This window comes from Streptomyces sp. KMM 9044, from assembly GCF_024701375.2.
Taxonomy (GTDB): Bacteria; Actinomycetota; Actinomycetes; order Streptomycetales; family Streptomycetaceae; genus Streptomyces.
Genome location: NZ_CP113910.1, coordinates 4,663,112 through 4,678,713, shown reverse-complemented (window position 1 = coordinate 4,678,713; position 15,602 = coordinate 4,663,112). Strand labels below are relative to the sequence as shown.

Here is a 15,602-nt window from a genome sequence, read left to right as displayed (position 1 = left end):
CCGGGCGGGTCCGGTCAGGCGGGGGCCGCGGGGCGTCTGAGCAGGGCGCGGATCGGGTGCCACAGTTCGACCACCAGGTCGTCGCGACCGGGCAGGCCGGGACCGGGCAGGGCCGTGCTGTCGGGGGCCGTGCGCCATATGAGGCCGTCGGGGTGGTGCAGCACCGCGGTGATCTCGTCGGGGCTCGGCGGGGCCGCGTTGCCTCTCAGGTAGACGGCCCGCAGGCCCAGGTTGCGCAGCCTGGTCAGGGCGCGCGCCCTGTTGCCCGCGTGCACGAGGACGCGCACGGAGCCGGCGGAGCCGGCGGCGGGGCTGGGCAGGTTCAGGGCCACCACCACGGTGCCGTTCGGCAGCTTGCTGAAGCCTCCTGCGGCCATTGAATTCATACCCCCGTCGGACCAGGTGTCAATAAGGACGTCACAGGACGCACCTAAACACGGATCGGCGGCAACCCGCCAGTGGGGTTGCCGCCGATCGCGGTTTGACCTGGTAAGAAGCGGTTTACCTCCCTGCGGGGCTTACCTCGAGGTGGATCGTGGAGCCGTCCCTGGCCTCCTTGGCGATCTTGATCTTCGTGTTGGTGTCAGTGATCTTGACGCCGCCGGTCGGGTTCGTCTCGTCGTAGTAGGTGTGGGCGCGGTCGTTGAAGACCGACACACCCTTCGACGAACGGATCCTGGTCGTGACGTCGTTCTTGTGGAGCGTGAGGCCGTCGGTGCGGTACTTGCTGAAGGCCGAGTCGTACGTCTGGATGCGGTTGCGCATCAGCGTGCCGTCGTCCCACTTCAGCGCGGTCGGGTGCGCGTCGACCGGCAGGACCAGGCCGGTGCCCGGGTGTTCGCTGGTGTTGTTGTCCGCCTGGGAGGTGTCCCACTTCCAGATCAACAGGCCGTTCTGGTACGGGAAGTGCTCCACCCAGTCCGGACGGCTGCCGGCGAAGCCGAAGTTGTACGGGCCGGTCTTGAGGGTCGTGTCGTACGACACGTACTGACGGTTCTCGGCGATGTAGTACTGCGCGTAGTCGTTGGTGAACGACGCGCCGATGCGGGAGAAGCCGTTCGCCGTCCACGCGTCGTCCGCGGTCTCGGCGTTGTCCGTGAACAGCGGGGTGCCGTCCGCGGTCACCGAGATCCGGTCGGCCGCGAAGCCCTTCATCGCCAGGCCGCCGTCGGTCTGGTAGCGGAAGCGCAGGTCGATCTGCCGGCCGGCGTAGGCGTCCAGCGGGTACGCCAGCGGCTTGTAGCCGTCGACCGTGCCGTGCAGGGCCGGCTTGTCGCTGCCGTCGCGCGGGATCGGCTGCCCGTCCACCGTGCCGTCCAGGACGGTCCAGTTGGCGCCGCCGTCGGTGGAGACCTCGGCGTACAGGTAGTCGTAGTTGGCCTCGATCTCGTACCAGCCGTCGAGGGTCAGCTCGGCCGTCGAGGCGCCGGTGAGGTCCACGGAACGGGCCAGCGTGTTCCGCAGGTCGTCACCGCTGCCGCTCCACCACTGCGTCTCGCCCTCGGCGGGGACGACGACCTCGGTGGTGACCGCCTTCTCGGGCAGTTCGACCACGAGGGCCTGCTTGTCCTTGGTGTTGTACTCGGCGTAGCCCAGCTTGTGCTTGGACTTCGTCGCGGCCTTGGCCGTGTCGTAGTCCAGCCAGCCCAGCTGGAGCTTGTCCCAGGCGGTCATGTCGCCGGGCAGGTCGCCGATCTCGGCCTCGCCCCGGCCGAGCCAGGAACCGGAGGACATCAGGGTCCAGAAGCCGGTGGAGTTCTCGCCGCCGGCGGTGTCGTAGTGGTCCGGCAGGCCGAGGTCGTGGCCGTACTCGTGGGCGTAGACGCCGAGCCCGCCGTTCTCCGGCTGGATGGTGTAGTCGCCGACCCAGATGCCGGTGTCGCCGACGGGGGCGCCGCCGAGCTTGTTCTGGTCGGGACCGGTGGCGCCGGCGTCGGTGCCGAAGGCGTACCAGCGGTGGGCCCAGATCGCGTCCTCGCCCTGGGCGCCGCCGCCGGCGGACTCGTCCTCACCGGCGTGCACGACCTGGAAGTGGTCGATGTAGCCGTCGGGCTCGTTGAAGTCGCCGTCGCCGTCGAAGTCGTAGCGGTCCCACTCGTCGAACTCGGCGACCTCGGTCTTGATCTCGGCGTCGGTGGCGCCGGCCGCCCTCTGGTCGGCTACCCATGCGTTCAGACCGTCGCTGACGACGTTCCACACGCTCGAGCAGGTGCTGGCGCCGCAGGCGTTGTTGCCGTAGCGGGCCTCGTTGTAGGGGACCTTGACCCAGTCGGAGACCTGGCCCTCGACCGAGTAGCGGCCCGAGGACTGCTTCTCGAAGTACGTCTTGACCGACTCGACACCCTTACCGGTGCCGAAGTACATGTCCTCGAAGTGCTTCTGGTCGTAGTCCGCCTGCCACGCGGTGGAGTTGTCCACACTGCGGTCCGGCTCGGCTATCCGGTTGTGCAGCGGGCCGGGGGTACCGCCGTAGCGGCTGTCGGTCTCGTCGCCGAACTCGACCAGGATCGTGAAGATCTTGTCGGTCTTCTCCCGGCCGAGCTCGACGTACTTGCCGGTTCCCTTCTTGCCCCTGCCCTTGAGCTCGACGACCTTCGAACCGTCCCGGTCCCTGACCGAGGAGTCGCCGGATATGACCTGCTGCAGCGCCTCCTGGCGCTGGGCGTCCTGTGTCTTGGAGAGCGGTCCCTCGAGGTCGTGCTCGACGTGGTGGTGCTCCGCCGGGTCCTGCCGGTCCACGCTGGCCGGCCGGTCAGCCCCGTCGGCCGTGTCGGCCTGGGCCACGGTGAACGCAGAGCAGGTGGCGGTGACCGCCGCGAGTGCCACGCCTGTCGCGGCCGCTCTGAACGTCCAGGATCTACTGGTCACTTGAGATCTCCTCTGGCGTGCGTGCGCGCGAAGACGGAGTCCGGGTGACGGATGGCCGCGCACACGTGATCAACGCGTGTAGTCAAGTGACCACATTTGACTAAAGGATCAGCAGAAAAAACAGACCTTGACTTGAACAGTTCAACTGCATTATGCGGAGACGGGGTTCGCTTTTCGGACACGGGAGGCCCGTTTCGCCGTCGAGATGACTCCGTGCGCCCCCTGTGCACCGGCCCCGTGGGTCAGGTCACGCTTACTGTGCGTTCCGCTCGGGCACCCTCGCGGTGAGAGTCGCTTGGCGGCCCACCGTTGAGCCGGGGGCACGCCAGGACGACAGCCCCCGACTCACGAGGACACGATGGCCATGCCCCGTCCGACTGTCGCTCAGTTCGCCTACGGTTCGTGCACCGTGGTCCTCTCCGCCTTCGCCCTGCTGCTGTTGTCACAGGCGAGTTCGGGCGTGGGCATCGCGCTCGTCGTCGTCGCGGCGCTCACCCTCGGACTGCTGGTGGCCATGACGGTGCCCCAGCCGAAGTCCCGCCCCGCCCCGGTGCGGCGGCCGGTGCAGCAGGAGCCGGTCCGGGCGACCCTGCCGTCACCGGCGACCGTACCGGCGGCCCGGGAGGCCGTGCGGCAGTCCGTCCGCTAGCGGACGGTTTCCCGACACCGGCCGGTTCCGCGTCACCTGGCACTGACCACGACCGTCTTGGCGGCCTTGTCGTGCAGGCCCTGCTTGTAGGGCTTGTCGAAGAAGCTCCAGCCGCCCGCAATCACGGTCCACACGCAGTCGCAGCAGAACGCGAACGGCACCCACAGCACGAGGGCGCGGACCAGCGACGTCTGCACGGAGGGCGTCGAGCCGTTGGACAGGTCGGCCACCCGCAGCTTCAGCCACTTCTTGCCGAGGGTCTGCCCGGAGCGGGACGTCATGAAGGTGTCGTAGGCGATGTAGAGGACCGCGGCGACGAGGGACTGGACGAAGGACTTGCCCACGTCGACCTCGTCACCGGACATGGTGTACTCGCTCACACCGAACGGCCAGGCGACGAGACCCACCAGGATCATGTCGATGACGCGGGCGAGGGTGCGTCTGCGGCTGTCGGCGAGCGGCGGCATCCCGGCGAGGGGGTTACCGGGGCCGGGACCGTACGGGCTGTCGCCGCCACCACCACCGTAAGGGCCGCCACCGCCGCCGGAGGGGCTTCCCCCTCCGCTGTAGGGGTCGCCACCCTCGCTCCCGTACGGGCCGCCGCCTTGCTGCGGCGGGGGCCGGCTGCCGGGTGGCGGGTGCTTTCTGAACGGGTCGTCGTCCGGCGGCTGCTGACCGGAGCCGGGGGGCGGTTCGGTACTCATGGCCCGAGTCGACCGCGAACCCCCCCGGCCGCGCATCCGGCGAGCCGCCGTCCGGAGTACCGGCGCCGCGGCCACCCGCACGGCCGGTCCGTAGGGGGACCCCCGTGCGGGTCTCCTTGCGCTTCCCCGGGGTTTTGGCCGGGTCAGCCCGCCACGAACGTGTGCGCGGCCTTGTCGTGCCAGCACTGCCGCCACGGCTTGTCGAACAGGCACCACAGGACGCCCACCACACCGACGACGAGCAGTCCGGGGATGCTGTAGACCAGCCAGCGGCGCAGGGCCGCCCCGAACCCGGGCACGTCGTGCCCCTCGATGTCCCGCACCTCCAGGCCCAGCAGCTTCTTCCCCAGGGTGCGGCCCCACTTAGCGGTGGGCAGCACCTCGTAGAGGACCCCGCCCAGGAGGAGGACGGCGAGAACGACGCCCAGGTAGACCGATGTGGTGCCGTCGAGCAGCCACACCCTGACGGTCTCACCGGACAGCTTGGCCGCGTCGATCTTCTCGTCGATGTGGTCCGCCGCCGCGATGCCCAGCGGTACGGCGGCCAGGGTGGTGACACCGCCGAGGACCACGGTGTCCAGCAGCCGCGCGACCAGCCGCTTGCCGAGCGCCGCGGGGCGGGCCGAGGCCTGACGCCTGGCGGCGGCCTGGAAGACGTCCTCGACCGGCGGCTTCCACGGCGCGGCCGGCGGCTCCTCCCCGTCCCCGGGTCGGTGCACCTGTTGTGCCCAGGAAGACTGGCCGCCGCCGTGACCGCTCGACAGGGGCCCGGAGACGGCGGCGGGGGTCGTGGTGGGGGCGGGCCCCGGTGCCGGTGCGGTGGCCGGTGACGGAACGGCCGGGGCCGGGGAGAGCAGCTGCGGCCCGGACGCCGGTGCCACGGGCGGGCTCCCGCTCCCCGCCTGTCCGGAGGCGGTACGCGCGGCGGCCTTCCCCGCCCCGAACCCGGGCCGCCCGGGGGAGGCCGCGCCGGAGCTCCGGCGCGGCCCGACGGCACGGAAGGTCATGGTCCCCTCGTCCCCGACCTCATCGCCGGAAGACGCGGCGGAGGCAGAGGCTCCGTCGGAACCGGCGTCTGCGCTCTGCGACGTGGCCGGCGGCCGGCGGAACACGAACGTGTCGCCCGCGGGCACCGCACCGGCATCCGCACCGCCCGTACCCGCGCCCGCGCCTGTGGACCCGCCTCCCGCCGGGCCGGACACGTGGGCCGTTCTCTGGTCCGCACCCCAGGAGATCCGGTGGTCCTGGTCGCCGCCGAAGCCTGACTGGCGGGAGCGGTCGGCGCCCCACGCCGAGGCGGGCTCGGGCCGGCTGCCGTGCTGCGAATCGGCCGACGAGGGAGGCGGGAAGAAGGGGGAGGACGGGGAGGACGGGGAGGACGGGGACGGGGACGGGGACGCCGAAGGGGAAGGAGACGCTGCTGATGGTGACGGCGACGGTTCGTCGACCGGGTCCTCCTCGAAGAAGTGCGGGCCGGTCTCCTCGATGGTGGGCACCGCCGGGGTGGCCCCGGAGGGCAGCGGCGCACCGCTCGCACCGGCGGCGTCCGCCGGTGCGAGCGGTGCGCCGCTGCCCTCCGGGGCCGGACGGCTGGTACCCGGCACCCAGGAGGCACCGTTCCAGTACCGGACATATCCGGGAATGGACGGGTCCGGGTAGAAGCCTTCACGCGGCGTGTCGTCGCCGGGGGCCGGGGTTGGGGCGCTCATGTCCGTCGTCCCGTATCTGCTCGCGGGTGGGTCGGGGAACCACATTTATCAGACGGGTACGAGCATCAGGGCCCGTCCGGCCGGACCCACCCCTTTCGGGCACCGATGTGCTACTACGAAAAAACTTTTGCGAACCCGCGTAATGTTCCCGGCCTCTCCCCCTCTCTCCCCTGTGACGGCCCCTCGCGGACACGCGTACGGGGGTTCACGAGAGAGAGGACCTGCGCCATGAACATCGTGGTGGAGCGCGAAGTGGAACTGCGGCTCATCCTGTCGCCGGAGCGGGACGTCCCGGTGCGGGCCCGGCTCGGCTACCGCACCGACGACCCCTATGCCGTGCACATCACCTTCCACATCGACTCCGGGCACCCGGTGCACTGGATATTCGCCCGCGAACTGCTGATCGAGGGCGTGTTCCGGCCGTGCGGGTCCGGCGACGTGCGGGTGTGGCCGTCGAAGGCGGAGGGGCGCAGCGTCGTCCTGGTGGCACTGAACTCGCCCGAGGGGCGCGCCCTGCTGGAGGCACCGGCGGCGCAGGTGTCGTCGTGGCTGGAGCGGACGCTGTGGTTGGTGCCGCCGGGCAGCGAGAGCGCGCAGTTCGGTCTCGACGACGAGCTGGCCTCGCTGCTCGCCCCGTGACGGTGTGGGGTGCGGGGATGTGGCGGGGCGGCGGGGCGGCGGGGCGGCGGGGCGGCGGTTCAGAAGAGCTTGCCCGGGTTCAGGAGGTTCAGCGGGTCGAAGGCCTGCTTGACGGCCCGCTGCATCTCCACGCCCACCGGGCCGATCTCGCGGGCCAGCCATTCCTTCTTCAGGACGCCGACGCCGTGTTCGCCGGTGATGGTGCCGCCGAGTTCCAGGCCGAGGGCCATGATCTCGTCGAAGGACTCGCGGGCGCGGCGCGACTCGTCGGGGTCCTGGGCGTCGAAGCAGACGGTCGGGTGGGTGTTGCCGTCCCCCGCGTGGGCGACGACGCCGATGGTGAGCCGGTACTTCTCGGAGATCCGCTCGACGCCGTCGACGAGTTCGCCGAGCCGGGAGCGGGGCACGCACACGTCGTCGATCATCGTGGTGCCCTTGACCGCCTCCAGGGCGACCAGGGACAGGCGCCGGGCGTGGAGCAGCAGTTCGGACTCGGCGACGTCCTCGGCCGGTACGACCCGGGTCGCACCGGCCGCCTCGCACAGCGCGCCGAGGACGGCGAGGTCGGCGGCGGGGTCGGTGGTGTCGAACCCGGCGAGCAGCAGGGCCTCGGTGCTCTCCGGCAGTCCCATCCGGGCCATGTCGTTGACGGCCTTGACCGTCGTACGGTCCATGAGCTCGAGGAGTGAGGGGACGTGCCCGCCGGCCATGATGCGGCACACGGCGTCGCAGGCGGCGGCGCCGGAGGCGAACTCGGCGGCCAGCACCAGCTGCGCGGGCGGTTTGGGCCGCAGGGCGAGGATCGCGCGCACGACGACGCCCAGGGAGCCCTCGGAGCCGACGAACAGGCGGGTCAGGTCGTATCCGGCGACGCCCTTGGCGGTGCGGCGGCCGGTGGACATCAGGCGGCCGTCGGCGAGGACCACGTCGAGGCCGAGCACGTACTCGGCGGTGACGCCGTACTTCACGCAGCACAGTCCACCGGAGGCGGTGCCGATGTTGCCCCCGATGGTGCACGTCTCCCAGCTGGAGGGGTCGGGCGGGTAGCAGAGGCCGTGCTCGCCGACGGCGCGGGAGAGGGTGGCGTTGACGACGCCCGGTTCGACGACGGCGACCCGGTCGACGGGGTTGATCTCCAGGATGGCGTCCATCCTGGTCAGGGAGAGCACGATGCATCCGCCGGTCGCGTTGGCGGCGCCGGACAGGCCGGTGCGGGCGCCCTGCGGGACCACGGGGACGCGCAGGGCGGTGGCGGTGCGCATGACGTGCCGCACCTGTTCGACCGTGCGGGGCAGGACGACCACCGCCGGGGTGCCGGCCGGGCAGAAGCTCGCCATGTCGTGGGCGTAGGAGGCCGTGACGCCGGGGTCGGTGAGGACCGCCCCGGGGGGCAGCCCGTCGAGCAGCCGGTCGACGAGAGGGCCGGCCGCCGCCGTGTCTTCATCGCGTCGCGCTTCGATACGGCTCATGATCACAGCGTGGCAGCCGGGGGCCATCGGTGTGAACCCCGCGTACGTCACCCGGACGTACGGCGTGGTGAGCCGGGGTGTGGTTCGTCGTATCGGCGGATGGTGTGACGCACAGTGTGCGCCATGGACGACAAGCCACAGAAGACCGCGGGCGGAAGACCGCGGGAGACCGGGGGCGGAAGACCGCGGGAGACCGGGGGCGGGGACGAGACCCGCGGGCGGGTGGGGCGTGGGCGCCGGGTGCGGTTCGGTTCGGCGGCCTCCGGGTGTGCCGTGCTCGGCGGGGTGCTGGTGCTGCTGCCGTGGGGTCAGGGGACGGAGGGGCCGCCGGAGCCGGCCCCCGGGGCGCGGGCACAGGCGGCGGTGGCCGGCGGGGTACCGGCGTCGCTGTCCGATCTGGAGGTGCTGGTCGAGGAGCGGGAACAACTGCTGAAGGAGCATCCGAAGGACGCGCGGTCCTGGGCCCTGCTCGGGGCGGCCCAGGTGGAGCAGGGGCGGCGGCTGGCGGACCCCGCGCGGTACTCGCGGGCCGAGCGGGCGCTGCACACCTCGCTGAAGGTACGGCCGCGGGGCAACGCCGAGGCCCTGCGCGGGCTGGCGGTGCTGGCGAACGCGCGCGGTGACCATCCCGCCGCGCTCGAGTGGGGCGAGCGGGCGCTGAAGCTGGAGCCGAAGCAGTGGACGACGTATCCCCCGCTGATCGAGGCGTACACGGGGCTCGGAGACGGCAGGGCGGCGGACAGGATGCTGGACCGGCTGAAGGCGTTGCGGTCGGGCCCGGTCGTCATGGCGCGGGCGGCGGCCGTGTACCGGGACAAGGGCTGGCGGGAGGACGCGGCGGCCCAGCTCGCCGACGCCGTCGCGGCGGCGGGGGAACCGGCCGAGCGCGCGTCGTACCTGGAGCGGGCCGGGCAGCTGGCCTGGGAGCGCGGCGACCGGGAGGACGCCCTGCGGCACTTCCAGGAGGCGGTGCGCATCGACCCGGACCAGCGGGCGGCACAGGCGGGAGGGGGCAGGGCGCTGGCCGCGCTCGGCCGGACCACGGAGGCGCTGAGCGCCTACCGGGGGGCGCTGGCCCGGCAGCCGCTGCCGGAGTACGCGCTGGAACTGGGTGAGCTGTACGAGTCACTGGGGCTGCGGCAGGCCGCCCGGGTCCACTACGGCCTGCTGCGCTCGCGGGTACGGCAGGCCGCCGCCCACGGGGCCGACGGGAACCTGGTCCTCGGCCGGTTCGAGGCGGACCACGGGGACCCCCGGGCCGCGGTGCGGCTGCTGCGTACGGAGTGGGAGCGGCAGCCGTCGACGGCGGTGGCCGACGCGCTGGGCTGGGCACTGCACCGGTCGGGGCGGTCCGAGGAGGCGCTGGAGTTCGCGGTGCGGGCCACGGAGGAGACGCACGGCGGCGGGGTGCGCAGCGCGCTGCACGCCTTCCACCGGGGCATGATCGAGCGCGGGCTGGAGCGGTACGGGCCCGCGCGGCGGCATCTGCGGGAGGCCCTGAGCATCAACCCGTACTTCTCCCCGCTTCGGGTGCCCGAGGCGAAGGCGGCACTGGAACGGCTGGGCGAGCCACCGGTCGGGGACGGGCCACCGGACTGGTCATGAGGAAAACCGGCGAGGACCGGCGAAGACCGGCGAGAACCGGCGAAGACCGGCGAGAACCGGCGAAGACCGGCGAAGACCGGCGAGAACCGGCGAAGACCGGCGAAGACCGGCGAAGACCGGCGAAGGCCGGTGAGGACCGGACACGGACCGGCGGGCACCACCCCGTGTCCGGACCTCGCCGTTGTCGGTCCCGCCGGCACCCCCGCCCGTCACCCGGTCACAGGTTGCCGCGGTGTTCCTGCTCCCGCTCGATGGCCTCGAAGAGTGCCTTGAAGTTGCCCTTGCCGAAGCCCATGGAGCCGTGCCGCTCGATGATCTCGAAGAACACGGTCGGCCGGTCCTGGACCGGCTTGGTGAAGATCTGCAGCAGGTAGCCGTCCTCGTCCCGGTCGGCGAGGATCTTCAGCTCGCGCAGGATGTCGAGCGGCACCCGGGTGTCGCCGACCCACGCGCCGAGGGTGTCGTAGTACGAGTCCGGGGTGTCCAGGAACCGCACACCGGCCGCGCGCATCTGGCGGACCGTGTGCACGATGTCGTTGGTGTTGAGCGCGATGTGCTGGACGCCCGCGCCGCCGTAGAACTCCAGGTACTCGTCGATCTGGGACTTCTTCTTGGCGACGGCGGGCTCGTTGATCGGGAACTTGACCTTGAGCGTGCCGTCGGCGACCACCTTCGACATGAGTGCGCTGTACTCGGTGGCGATGTCGTCGCCCACGAACTCCTTCATGTTCGTGAAGCCCATGACCTTGTTGTAGAAGGCGACCCACTCGTTCATCCGGCCGAGTTCGACGTTGCCGACGCAGTGGTCGACGGCCTGGAAGGAGCGCCGGGCGGGCGGTTCGACCATCGGCTCGGCGGCGACGAAGCCGGGCCGGTAGGGACCGTCGTAGCCGGTGCGCTCGACGAGGGTGTGCCGGGTGCTGCCGTAGGTGGCGATCGCGGCGAGGACGACGGTGCCGTGCTCGTCCTTCAGCTCGTACGGCTCGGCGAGCGGGCGCGCGCCGTGCTCGACGGCGTAGGCGAACGCGGCGCGCGCGTCCGGTACCTCGATGGCGAGGTCGACGACGCCGTCGCCGTGCGCGGCCACGTGGTCGGCGAGGAAGGTGCCCCACTCGGTGGACGGCTTGATCACCGAGGTGAACACGAAGCGGGCGGAGCCGCTCTCCAGGACGTAGCTCGCGGTCTCGCGGCTGCCGTTCTCCGGTCCGGAGTAGGCGACCAGTGTCATGCCGAAGGCGGTGGAGTAGTAGTGCGCCGCCTGCTTGGCGTTGCCCACGGCGAAGACGACCGCGTCCATTCCCTTGACCGGGAAGGGATCGGCCTGCCGGGCGGTCGTGTCGGGAGTGTGGTGTGTGGTCTGCGTCATAGGTGCAGGGTGGGCCAGCTCTGCAAGGTGCGCAATAGTTCGCGTGTCCACTGGGCATTCTGTCCAGTGGAGTGCCGCGATCGGCGGACTTTCTGTACAGGATGACCAGGTGACCGGGTGACCAGGTGACCAGGTGACCGGGTGACCAGGAGGGAGGCCGGTGTGGCGATCGATCGGCTGGACGGCCGGATCATCCTGCTCCTCGCGCGGGAGCCGCGGATCGGGGTGCTGGAGATGTCCCGGCGGCTCGGGGCGGCGCGGGGGACGGTGCAGGCGCGGCTGGACCGGCTTCAGTCGAACGGAGTCATCCGCGGATTCGGCCCCCAGGTGGATCCGGCGGCCCTCGGCTACCCGGTCACGGCGTTCGCGACGCTGGAGATCCGGCAGGGCCAAGGGGCGGATGTCCGGGCGCACTTGTCGACCGTGCCGGAGGTGCTGGAGCTGCACACCACGACCGGCAGCGGGGACATGCTGTGCCGGCTCGTGGCCCGCTCCAACGCCGATCTCCAACGGGTGATCGACCGTGTCGTCGGTTTTGATGGCATCGTCCGGGCCGCCACGGCGATCGTGATGGAGAACCCCGTTCCGCTGCGGATCATCCCGCTGGTGGAGCAGGCCGCGCTCCTCGAACCGCCGGGCGGGGCCCCGGACGGACCGGACTGACCGGACGGGCGTGGCCGAGCTGGGGTGAGGGGACGTGAACTTCTGGGAGTACCTGGGCGACCGCCACCAGCAGTTGCTCGTCGACACGTACCAGCACGCGAGCGTGGTCTTCCAGTGCATGGTGGCGGCGACCGTGATCGGGGTGTTGCTCGGGGTGGCGACGTACCGCAGCGACTGGGCGGGCAACCTGGCCACGACCGCCGCCTCGACCCTGCTGACCATCCCGTCGCTGGCCATGATCGGTCTGCTGATCCCGATCGTGGGGCTCGGGGTGCCGCCGACGGTGATCGCGCTGACGCTCTACGGGCTGCTGCCGATCGTGCGGAACGCGATCGTCGGGCTGCGGGGGGTCGACCCCGCGCTGGTGGACGCGGCCACCGGCATCGGCATGTCGCGCGTGGCCCGGCTGGCGCGGGTGGAGCTGCCGCTGGCCTGGCCGCCGATCCTCACCGGCATCCGGGTCTCCACGCAGATGCTGATGGGCATCGCCGCCATCGCCGCGTACGCCTCCGGTCCCGGCCTGGGCAACCTGATCTTCCGCGGGATCGCCTCGCTGGGCAGCAGCAACGCGCTCAACCAGGTACTCGCGGGCACCTTCCTGATCATCATCCTCGCACTGCTGTTCGACGCCGTGTATGTCCTGGTCGGCCGGCTGACCATCTCCAGGGGGATCCGTGCCTGAGTCACCGGCTCCGAAGGCGCCCGGCGCACCCGGCGCACCCGCCAGCGGGGCCGGCGGACCCACCGGAACAACCGGCGCGACCATCGAGCTGGAGGCCCTCACCAAGCGGTACCCGGGCAGCCCGCAGCCGGCCGTCGACAACGTCAGCATGGAGATCCGGGCGGGCGAGACCGTCATCCTGGTCGGCCCGTCCGGCTGCGGGAAGTCGACCACGCTGAAGATGATCAACCGGCTGATCGAGCCGAGCGGCGGCCGCATCCGCATCGGCGGCGAGGACGTCACCGACATGGACCCGGTGAGACTGCGCCGCAAGGTCGGGTACGCGATCCAGTCCAGCGGACTGTTCCCGCACATGACGGTGGCCCAGAACATCGCGCTGGTGCCGAAGATGCTGCGCTGGCCGGCGGCCCGGGTACGGGCGCGGGTGGAGGAGATGCTGGACCTGGTCGGCCTGGACCCGGGCGAGTTCCACGGCCGCTATCCGCGCCGCCTCTCCGGCGGGCAGCAGCAGCGGGTGGGCGTGGCGCGGGCGCTGGCGGCGGATCCGCCGGTGCTGCTGATGGACGAGCCGTTCGGGGCGGTGGACCCCATCACCCGCGACCACCTCCAGGACGAACTGATCCGGCTGCAGCACGAACTGCACAAGACGATCGTCTTCGTCACCCACGACTTCGACGAGGCGATCAAGCTGGGCGACCGGATCGCGGTGCTGCGGGAGCGCTCGCACATCGCCCAGTTCGACACCCCGGAGGCGATCCTCACCAACCCGGCGGACGACTTCGTGTCCGGCTTCGTCGGCGCCGGGGCCGCGCTGAAGCGGCTGAACCTCACCCGCGTGGGGGACGTGGAGATCACCGACTATCCGACGGTGACCGTCGACGACCCGCTCCAGGAGATCTTCAACCTGCTCCGCTCCAGCGGCTCCAACGAGATCCTGCTGCTCGACCGGCGGCGGCGCCCCTACAAGTGGCTCCGGCGCGGCGACCTGATGCGGGCCAAGGGCTCGCTGGCCCGCGCGGGCACCCTGGTGCACGACACGGTGACCCGGGACGCGACCCTGCGGGACGCGCTGGAGGCGGTGCTGACCGACAGCTCCGGCCGGGTGGCGGTCACCGGTGGGCGCGGCGCGTACGAGGGCGTCGTCGACGTGGAGACGCTGATGAACTCCGTCCACGAACTGCTGGAGGCCGACCGGCTGGGGGCCATGGAGGCCCAGCACGAACCGGAGGGGCGGCGGGCCGTGCGGACGCACGCCGAGCAGGAGGGCGCCGGCGGGGAGGCGGACGCGTGAGCGCCTCTTCACGGCAGCCGCCCGGCGGGCGCCGGCCCCCGGGTGAGCACGAGGCCGCAGGGCTCGCCTTCCGGGACGGGAACGAGAACGAGAACGAGAACGACGAGAACGAGAACGAGGACGACGAGGACGAGGACCACGAGGACCACGAGGACCACGAGGACCACGACGAGGGCCGGGACGACGTCGGGCGCGGAGACGGGACGACGAGGCGGCCGGCCGGGCCCGCGGCGGAGGCCTCCCCGGTGACGTGGCAGAAGCTGACGGTCCTGCCCGTGGTGCTGGTCGTCGTCCTGTTCGCGACCTGGCTGTGGTTCACGCAGGCCGACCTGGACGCGCTGTCCCGAAACGCGCTTTCCGGCGGGCAGGTGACCAAGGCGCTCCGGCAGCACATCGAACTGACCGTGATCTCGACGTTCTTCGTGCTGGTCATCGCGATTCCGCTGGGCATCCTGCTGACCCGGCCGGCGCTGCGCAGGGCGGCCCCGGCCGCGATGGCGTTCGCCAACACGGGCCAGGCGACGCCCGCGATCGGTCTGCTCGCGCTGCTGGTGATCTGGCTGGGCATCGGCCGCCGGGCCGCCCTCGTCGGGATCATCGCCTACGCCGTGCTGCCGGTGCTCTCCAACACCATCGCGGGTCTGCGGGCCAACGACCCGACGCTGCTGGAGGCGGCGCGCGGCATCGGCATGTCCCCGATGGGCGTGCTGAGCCGCGTGGAACTGCCCCTGGCCGTCCCGCTCATCCTCGCCGGAGTGCGTACGGCCCTCGTCCTGAACGTCGGCACCGCCGCCCTGGCGACCTTCGGCGGGGGCGGCGGTCTGGGCGTCCTGATCACCACCGGGATCACCAGCCAGCGGATGCCGGTGCTGATGCTGGGCTCGATCCTCACCGTCTCCCTGGCCCTGCTGGTGGACTGGCTGGCCTCGCTGGCCGAACTGCTGCTGCGGCCGCGGGGGCTGGAGGCGGGCGGATGATGCGGCGCGGGTGTCTGCTGCTCGCCGGGGTGCTGCTGGCGGGAGTCTCCTCCTGCGGGCTGACCAGCGGCTCCCCCATGGTCGACGACGTGGAGCCGGGGTCGATCGGGCGGGGAAAACCGCTCGAGGGTGCGACCCTCACCGTCACGTCGAAGGAGTTCACCGAGCAGCTGATCCTGGGCGCGATCATGGGCATCGCCTTCCAGGCGGCCGGCGCCGAGGTCATCGACCGCACCGGTATCCAGGGCTCGGTCGGCTCCCGGGAGGCGGTCGTGAGCGGGGACGCGGACGCCGGGTACGAGTACACCGGCACGGCGTGGATCACGTACCAGGGCAACAGCAGGCCCCTGCCCGACCCGCGCGAGCAGTGGGAGGCGGTGCGCGAGGCCGACCGGAGGAACGGGGTGACCTGGCTGGAGCCGTCGGAGCTGAACAACACCTACGCCCTGGCCATGAACCAGGCCAACTTCAGGAAGTACGGCACGCGGACACTGTCCGGCGTGGCCGCGCTGGCGAAGTCCGATCCGGCGGCGGTGACCCTGTGTGTGGAGGGCGAGTTCGCCAACCGGGCGGACGGGCTGCCGGGCATGGAGAGGACGTACGGCATGAACCTCGCCGCGGGGAACATCACCCAGATGGACACCGGGATCATCTACACCCAGACGGCCGAGGGCACCTGTACGTACGGCGAGGTCTTCACCACCGACGGGCGGATCAGGTCCATGGACCTGGAGGTGATGGAGGACGACAGGAAGTTCTTCCCCCACTACAACGCGGCGCCGACGGTCAACACCGGCACCCTGAAGGAGTGGCCGGCGATCCCCGAGGTCCTCGACCCGGTCACGGCGAAGCTGGACAACGAGGTGGCGCGGACCCTGAACGCCAGGGTGGACGTGGACGGCGAGGACCCCCACCGGGTGGCGCTGGACTGGATGGTGGACGAGGGGTTCGTCAGGGAGGGGTAGGTGCCGGCCGGGCGG

The 15,602-nt window shown here is 71.5% G+C and carries 14 protein-coding genes; 8 read left to right on the top strand and 6 right to left on the bottom strand.

Translation table 11 applies throughout. The features are described from left to right. Window positions 1–14: 14 nt before the first annotated feature. The gene (locus HUV60_RS21025; protein WP_257848798.1) at window positions 15–377 is read right to left on the bottom strand and encodes a hypothetical protein; all 363 of its coding nucleotides are present in this window, start codon (window positions 375–377) and stop codon (window positions 15–17) included. A gap of 124 nt (window positions 378–501) precedes the next feature. Continuing rightward, window positions 502–2,868 (bottom strand): immune inhibitor A, encoded by a 2,367-nt coding sequence (locus HUV60_RS21020; RefSeq protein WP_257848797.1) that lies wholly within the window; start codon window positions 2,866–2,868, stop codon window positions 502–504. Between the two features lie 358 nt (window positions 2,869–3,226). On the opposite strand from HUV60_RS21020, the gene HUV60_RS21015 reads away from it, so the two are divergent. Continuing rightward, entirely contained in the window at window positions 3,227–3,517 is a 291-nt protein-coding gene (locus tag HUV60_RS21015) for a hypothetical protein (protein WP_257848796.1), read from the top strand. Between the two features lie 32 nt (window positions 3,518–3,549). Here the strand turns inward: HUV60_RS21015 and HUV60_RS21010 are convergent, their stop codons facing one another. Continuing rightward, entirely contained in the window at window positions 3,550–4,221 is a 672-nt protein-coding gene (locus tag HUV60_RS21010) for an RDD family protein (RefSeq protein ID WP_257848795.1), read from the bottom strand. A 143-nt stretch (window positions 4,222–4,364) separates the two neighbouring features. After that, on the bottom strand, window positions 4,365–5,930 hold the full coding sequence (locus HUV60_RS21005) for an RDD family protein (protein WP_269441215.1): 1,566 nt from the start codon (window positions 5,928–5,930) through the stop codon (window positions 4,365–4,367). A 228-nt stretch (window positions 5,931–6,158) separates the two neighbouring features. Between HUV60_RS21005 and HUV60_RS21000 the strand changes: the two genes are divergently transcribed. Beyond that, on the top strand, window positions 6,159–6,569 hold the full coding sequence (locus HUV60_RS21000) for an SsgA family sporulation/cell division regulator (RefSeq protein ID WP_257848793.1): 411 nt from the start codon (window positions 6,159–6,161) through the stop codon (window positions 6,567–6,569). A gap of 59 nt (window positions 6,570–6,628) precedes the next feature. Here the strand turns inward: HUV60_RS21000 and HUV60_RS20995 are convergent, their stop codons facing one another. Continuing rightward, window positions 6,629–8,044 (bottom strand): FAD-binding oxidoreductase, encoded by a 1,416-nt coding sequence (locus tag HUV60_RS20995; RefSeq protein WP_257850185.1) that lies wholly within the window; start codon window positions 8,042–8,044, stop codon window positions 6,629–6,631. Between the two features lie 117 nt (window positions 8,045–8,161). Between HUV60_RS20995 and HUV60_RS20990 the strand changes: the two genes are divergently transcribed. Beyond that, window positions 8,162–9,643, top strand: a complete 1,482-nt coding sequence (locus HUV60_RS20990; protein WP_257848792.1) for a tetratricopeptide repeat protein — start codon at window positions 8,162–8,164, stop codon at window positions 9,641–9,643. A 217-nt stretch (window positions 9,644–9,860) separates the two neighbouring features. Here the strand turns inward: HUV60_RS20990 and hppD are convergent, their stop codons facing one another. Further along, complete coding sequence (gene hppD / locus HUV60_RS20985; RefSeq protein ID WP_257848791.1) at window positions 9,861–11,009, bottom strand: 4-hydroxyphenylpyruvate dioxygenase; 1,149 nt, start codon at window positions 11,007–11,009, stop codon at window positions 9,861–9,863. 162 nt (window positions 11,010–11,171) lie between these two features. Here hppD and HUV60_RS20980 point away from each other — a divergent pair, with 162 nt between their 5' ends. The 5 genes from HUV60_RS20980 to HUV60_RS20960 are packed head-to-tail and all read left to right on the top strand — an operon-like array spanning window position 11,172 to window position 15,587. Next, complete coding sequence (locus HUV60_RS20980; RefSeq protein ID WP_257848790.1) at window positions 11,172–11,672, top strand: Lrp/AsnC family transcriptional regulator; 501 nt, start codon at window positions 11,172–11,174, stop codon at window positions 11,670–11,672. A 34-nt stretch (window positions 11,673–11,706) separates the two neighbouring features. Further along, the gene (locus HUV60_RS20975) at window positions 11,707–12,354 is read left to right on the top strand and encodes an ABC transporter permease (protein WP_257848789.1); all 648 of its coding nucleotides are present in this window, start codon (window positions 11,707–11,709) and stop codon (window positions 12,352–12,354) included. Continuing rightward, window positions 12,347–13,645 (top strand): ABC transporter ATP-binding protein, encoded by a 1,299-nt coding sequence (locus HUV60_RS20970; RefSeq protein ID WP_257848788.1) that lies wholly within the window; start codon window positions 12,347–12,349, stop codon window positions 13,643–13,645. Before HUV60_RS20975 ends, HUV60_RS20970 begins: the two co-directional genes overlap by 8 nt. After that, window positions 13,642–14,622 (top strand): ABC transporter permease, encoded by a 981-nt coding sequence (locus tag HUV60_RS20965; protein ID WP_257848787.1) that lies wholly within the window; start codon window positions 13,642–13,644, stop codon window positions 14,620–14,622. Before HUV60_RS20970 ends, HUV60_RS20965 begins: the two co-directional genes overlap by 4 nt. Continuing rightward, window positions 14,619–15,587 carry a glycine betaine ABC transporter substrate-binding protein gene (locus HUV60_RS20960; protein ID WP_257848786.1) on the top strand — a complete coding sequence of 323 codons (969 nt, stop codon included), beginning with the start codon at window positions 14,619–14,621 and terminating at the stop codon, window positions 15,585–15,587. The genes HUV60_RS20965 and HUV60_RS20960 overlap by 4 nt, the downstream gene beginning before the upstream one ends. Window positions 15,588–15,602 lie beyond the last annotated feature (15 nt).

What these genes read in the sequence shown, in the direction of transcription:
- HUV60_RS21025 (WP_257848798.1), bottom strand. Translation starts at nt 377, where the DNA reads ATGGCCGCAGGAGGCTTCAGCAAGCTGCCGAACGGCACCGTGGTGGTG.
- HUV60_RS21015 (WP_257848796.1), top strand. Translation starts at nt 3,227, where the DNA reads ATGGCCATGCCCCGTCCGACTGTCGCTCAGTTCGCCTACGGTTCGTGC.
- HUV60_RS21010 (WP_257848795.1), bottom strand. Translation starts at nt 4,221, where the DNA reads ATGAGTACCGAACCGCCCCCCGGCTCCGGTCAGCAGCCGCCGGACGAC.
- HUV60_RS21005 (WP_269441215.1), bottom strand. Translation starts at nt 5,930, where the DNA reads ATGAGCGCCCCAACCCCGGCCCCCGGCGACGACACGCCGCGTGAAGGC.
- HUV60_RS21000 (WP_257848793.1), top strand. Translation starts at nt 6,159, where the DNA reads ATGAACATCGTGGTGGAGCGCGAAGTGGAACTGCGGCTCATCCTGTCG.
- HUV60_RS20990 (WP_257848792.1), top strand. Translation starts at nt 8,162, where the DNA reads ATGGACGACAAGCCACAGAAGACCGCGGGCGGAAGACCGCGGGAGACC.
- hppD (WP_257848791.1), bottom strand. Translation starts at nt 11,009, where the DNA reads ATGACGCAGACCACACACCACACTCCCGACACGACCGCCCGGCAGGCC.
- HUV60_RS20960 (WP_257848786.1), top strand. Translation starts at nt 14,619, where the DNA reads ATGATGCGGCGCGGGTGTCTGCTGCTCGCCGGGGTGCTGCTGGCGGGA.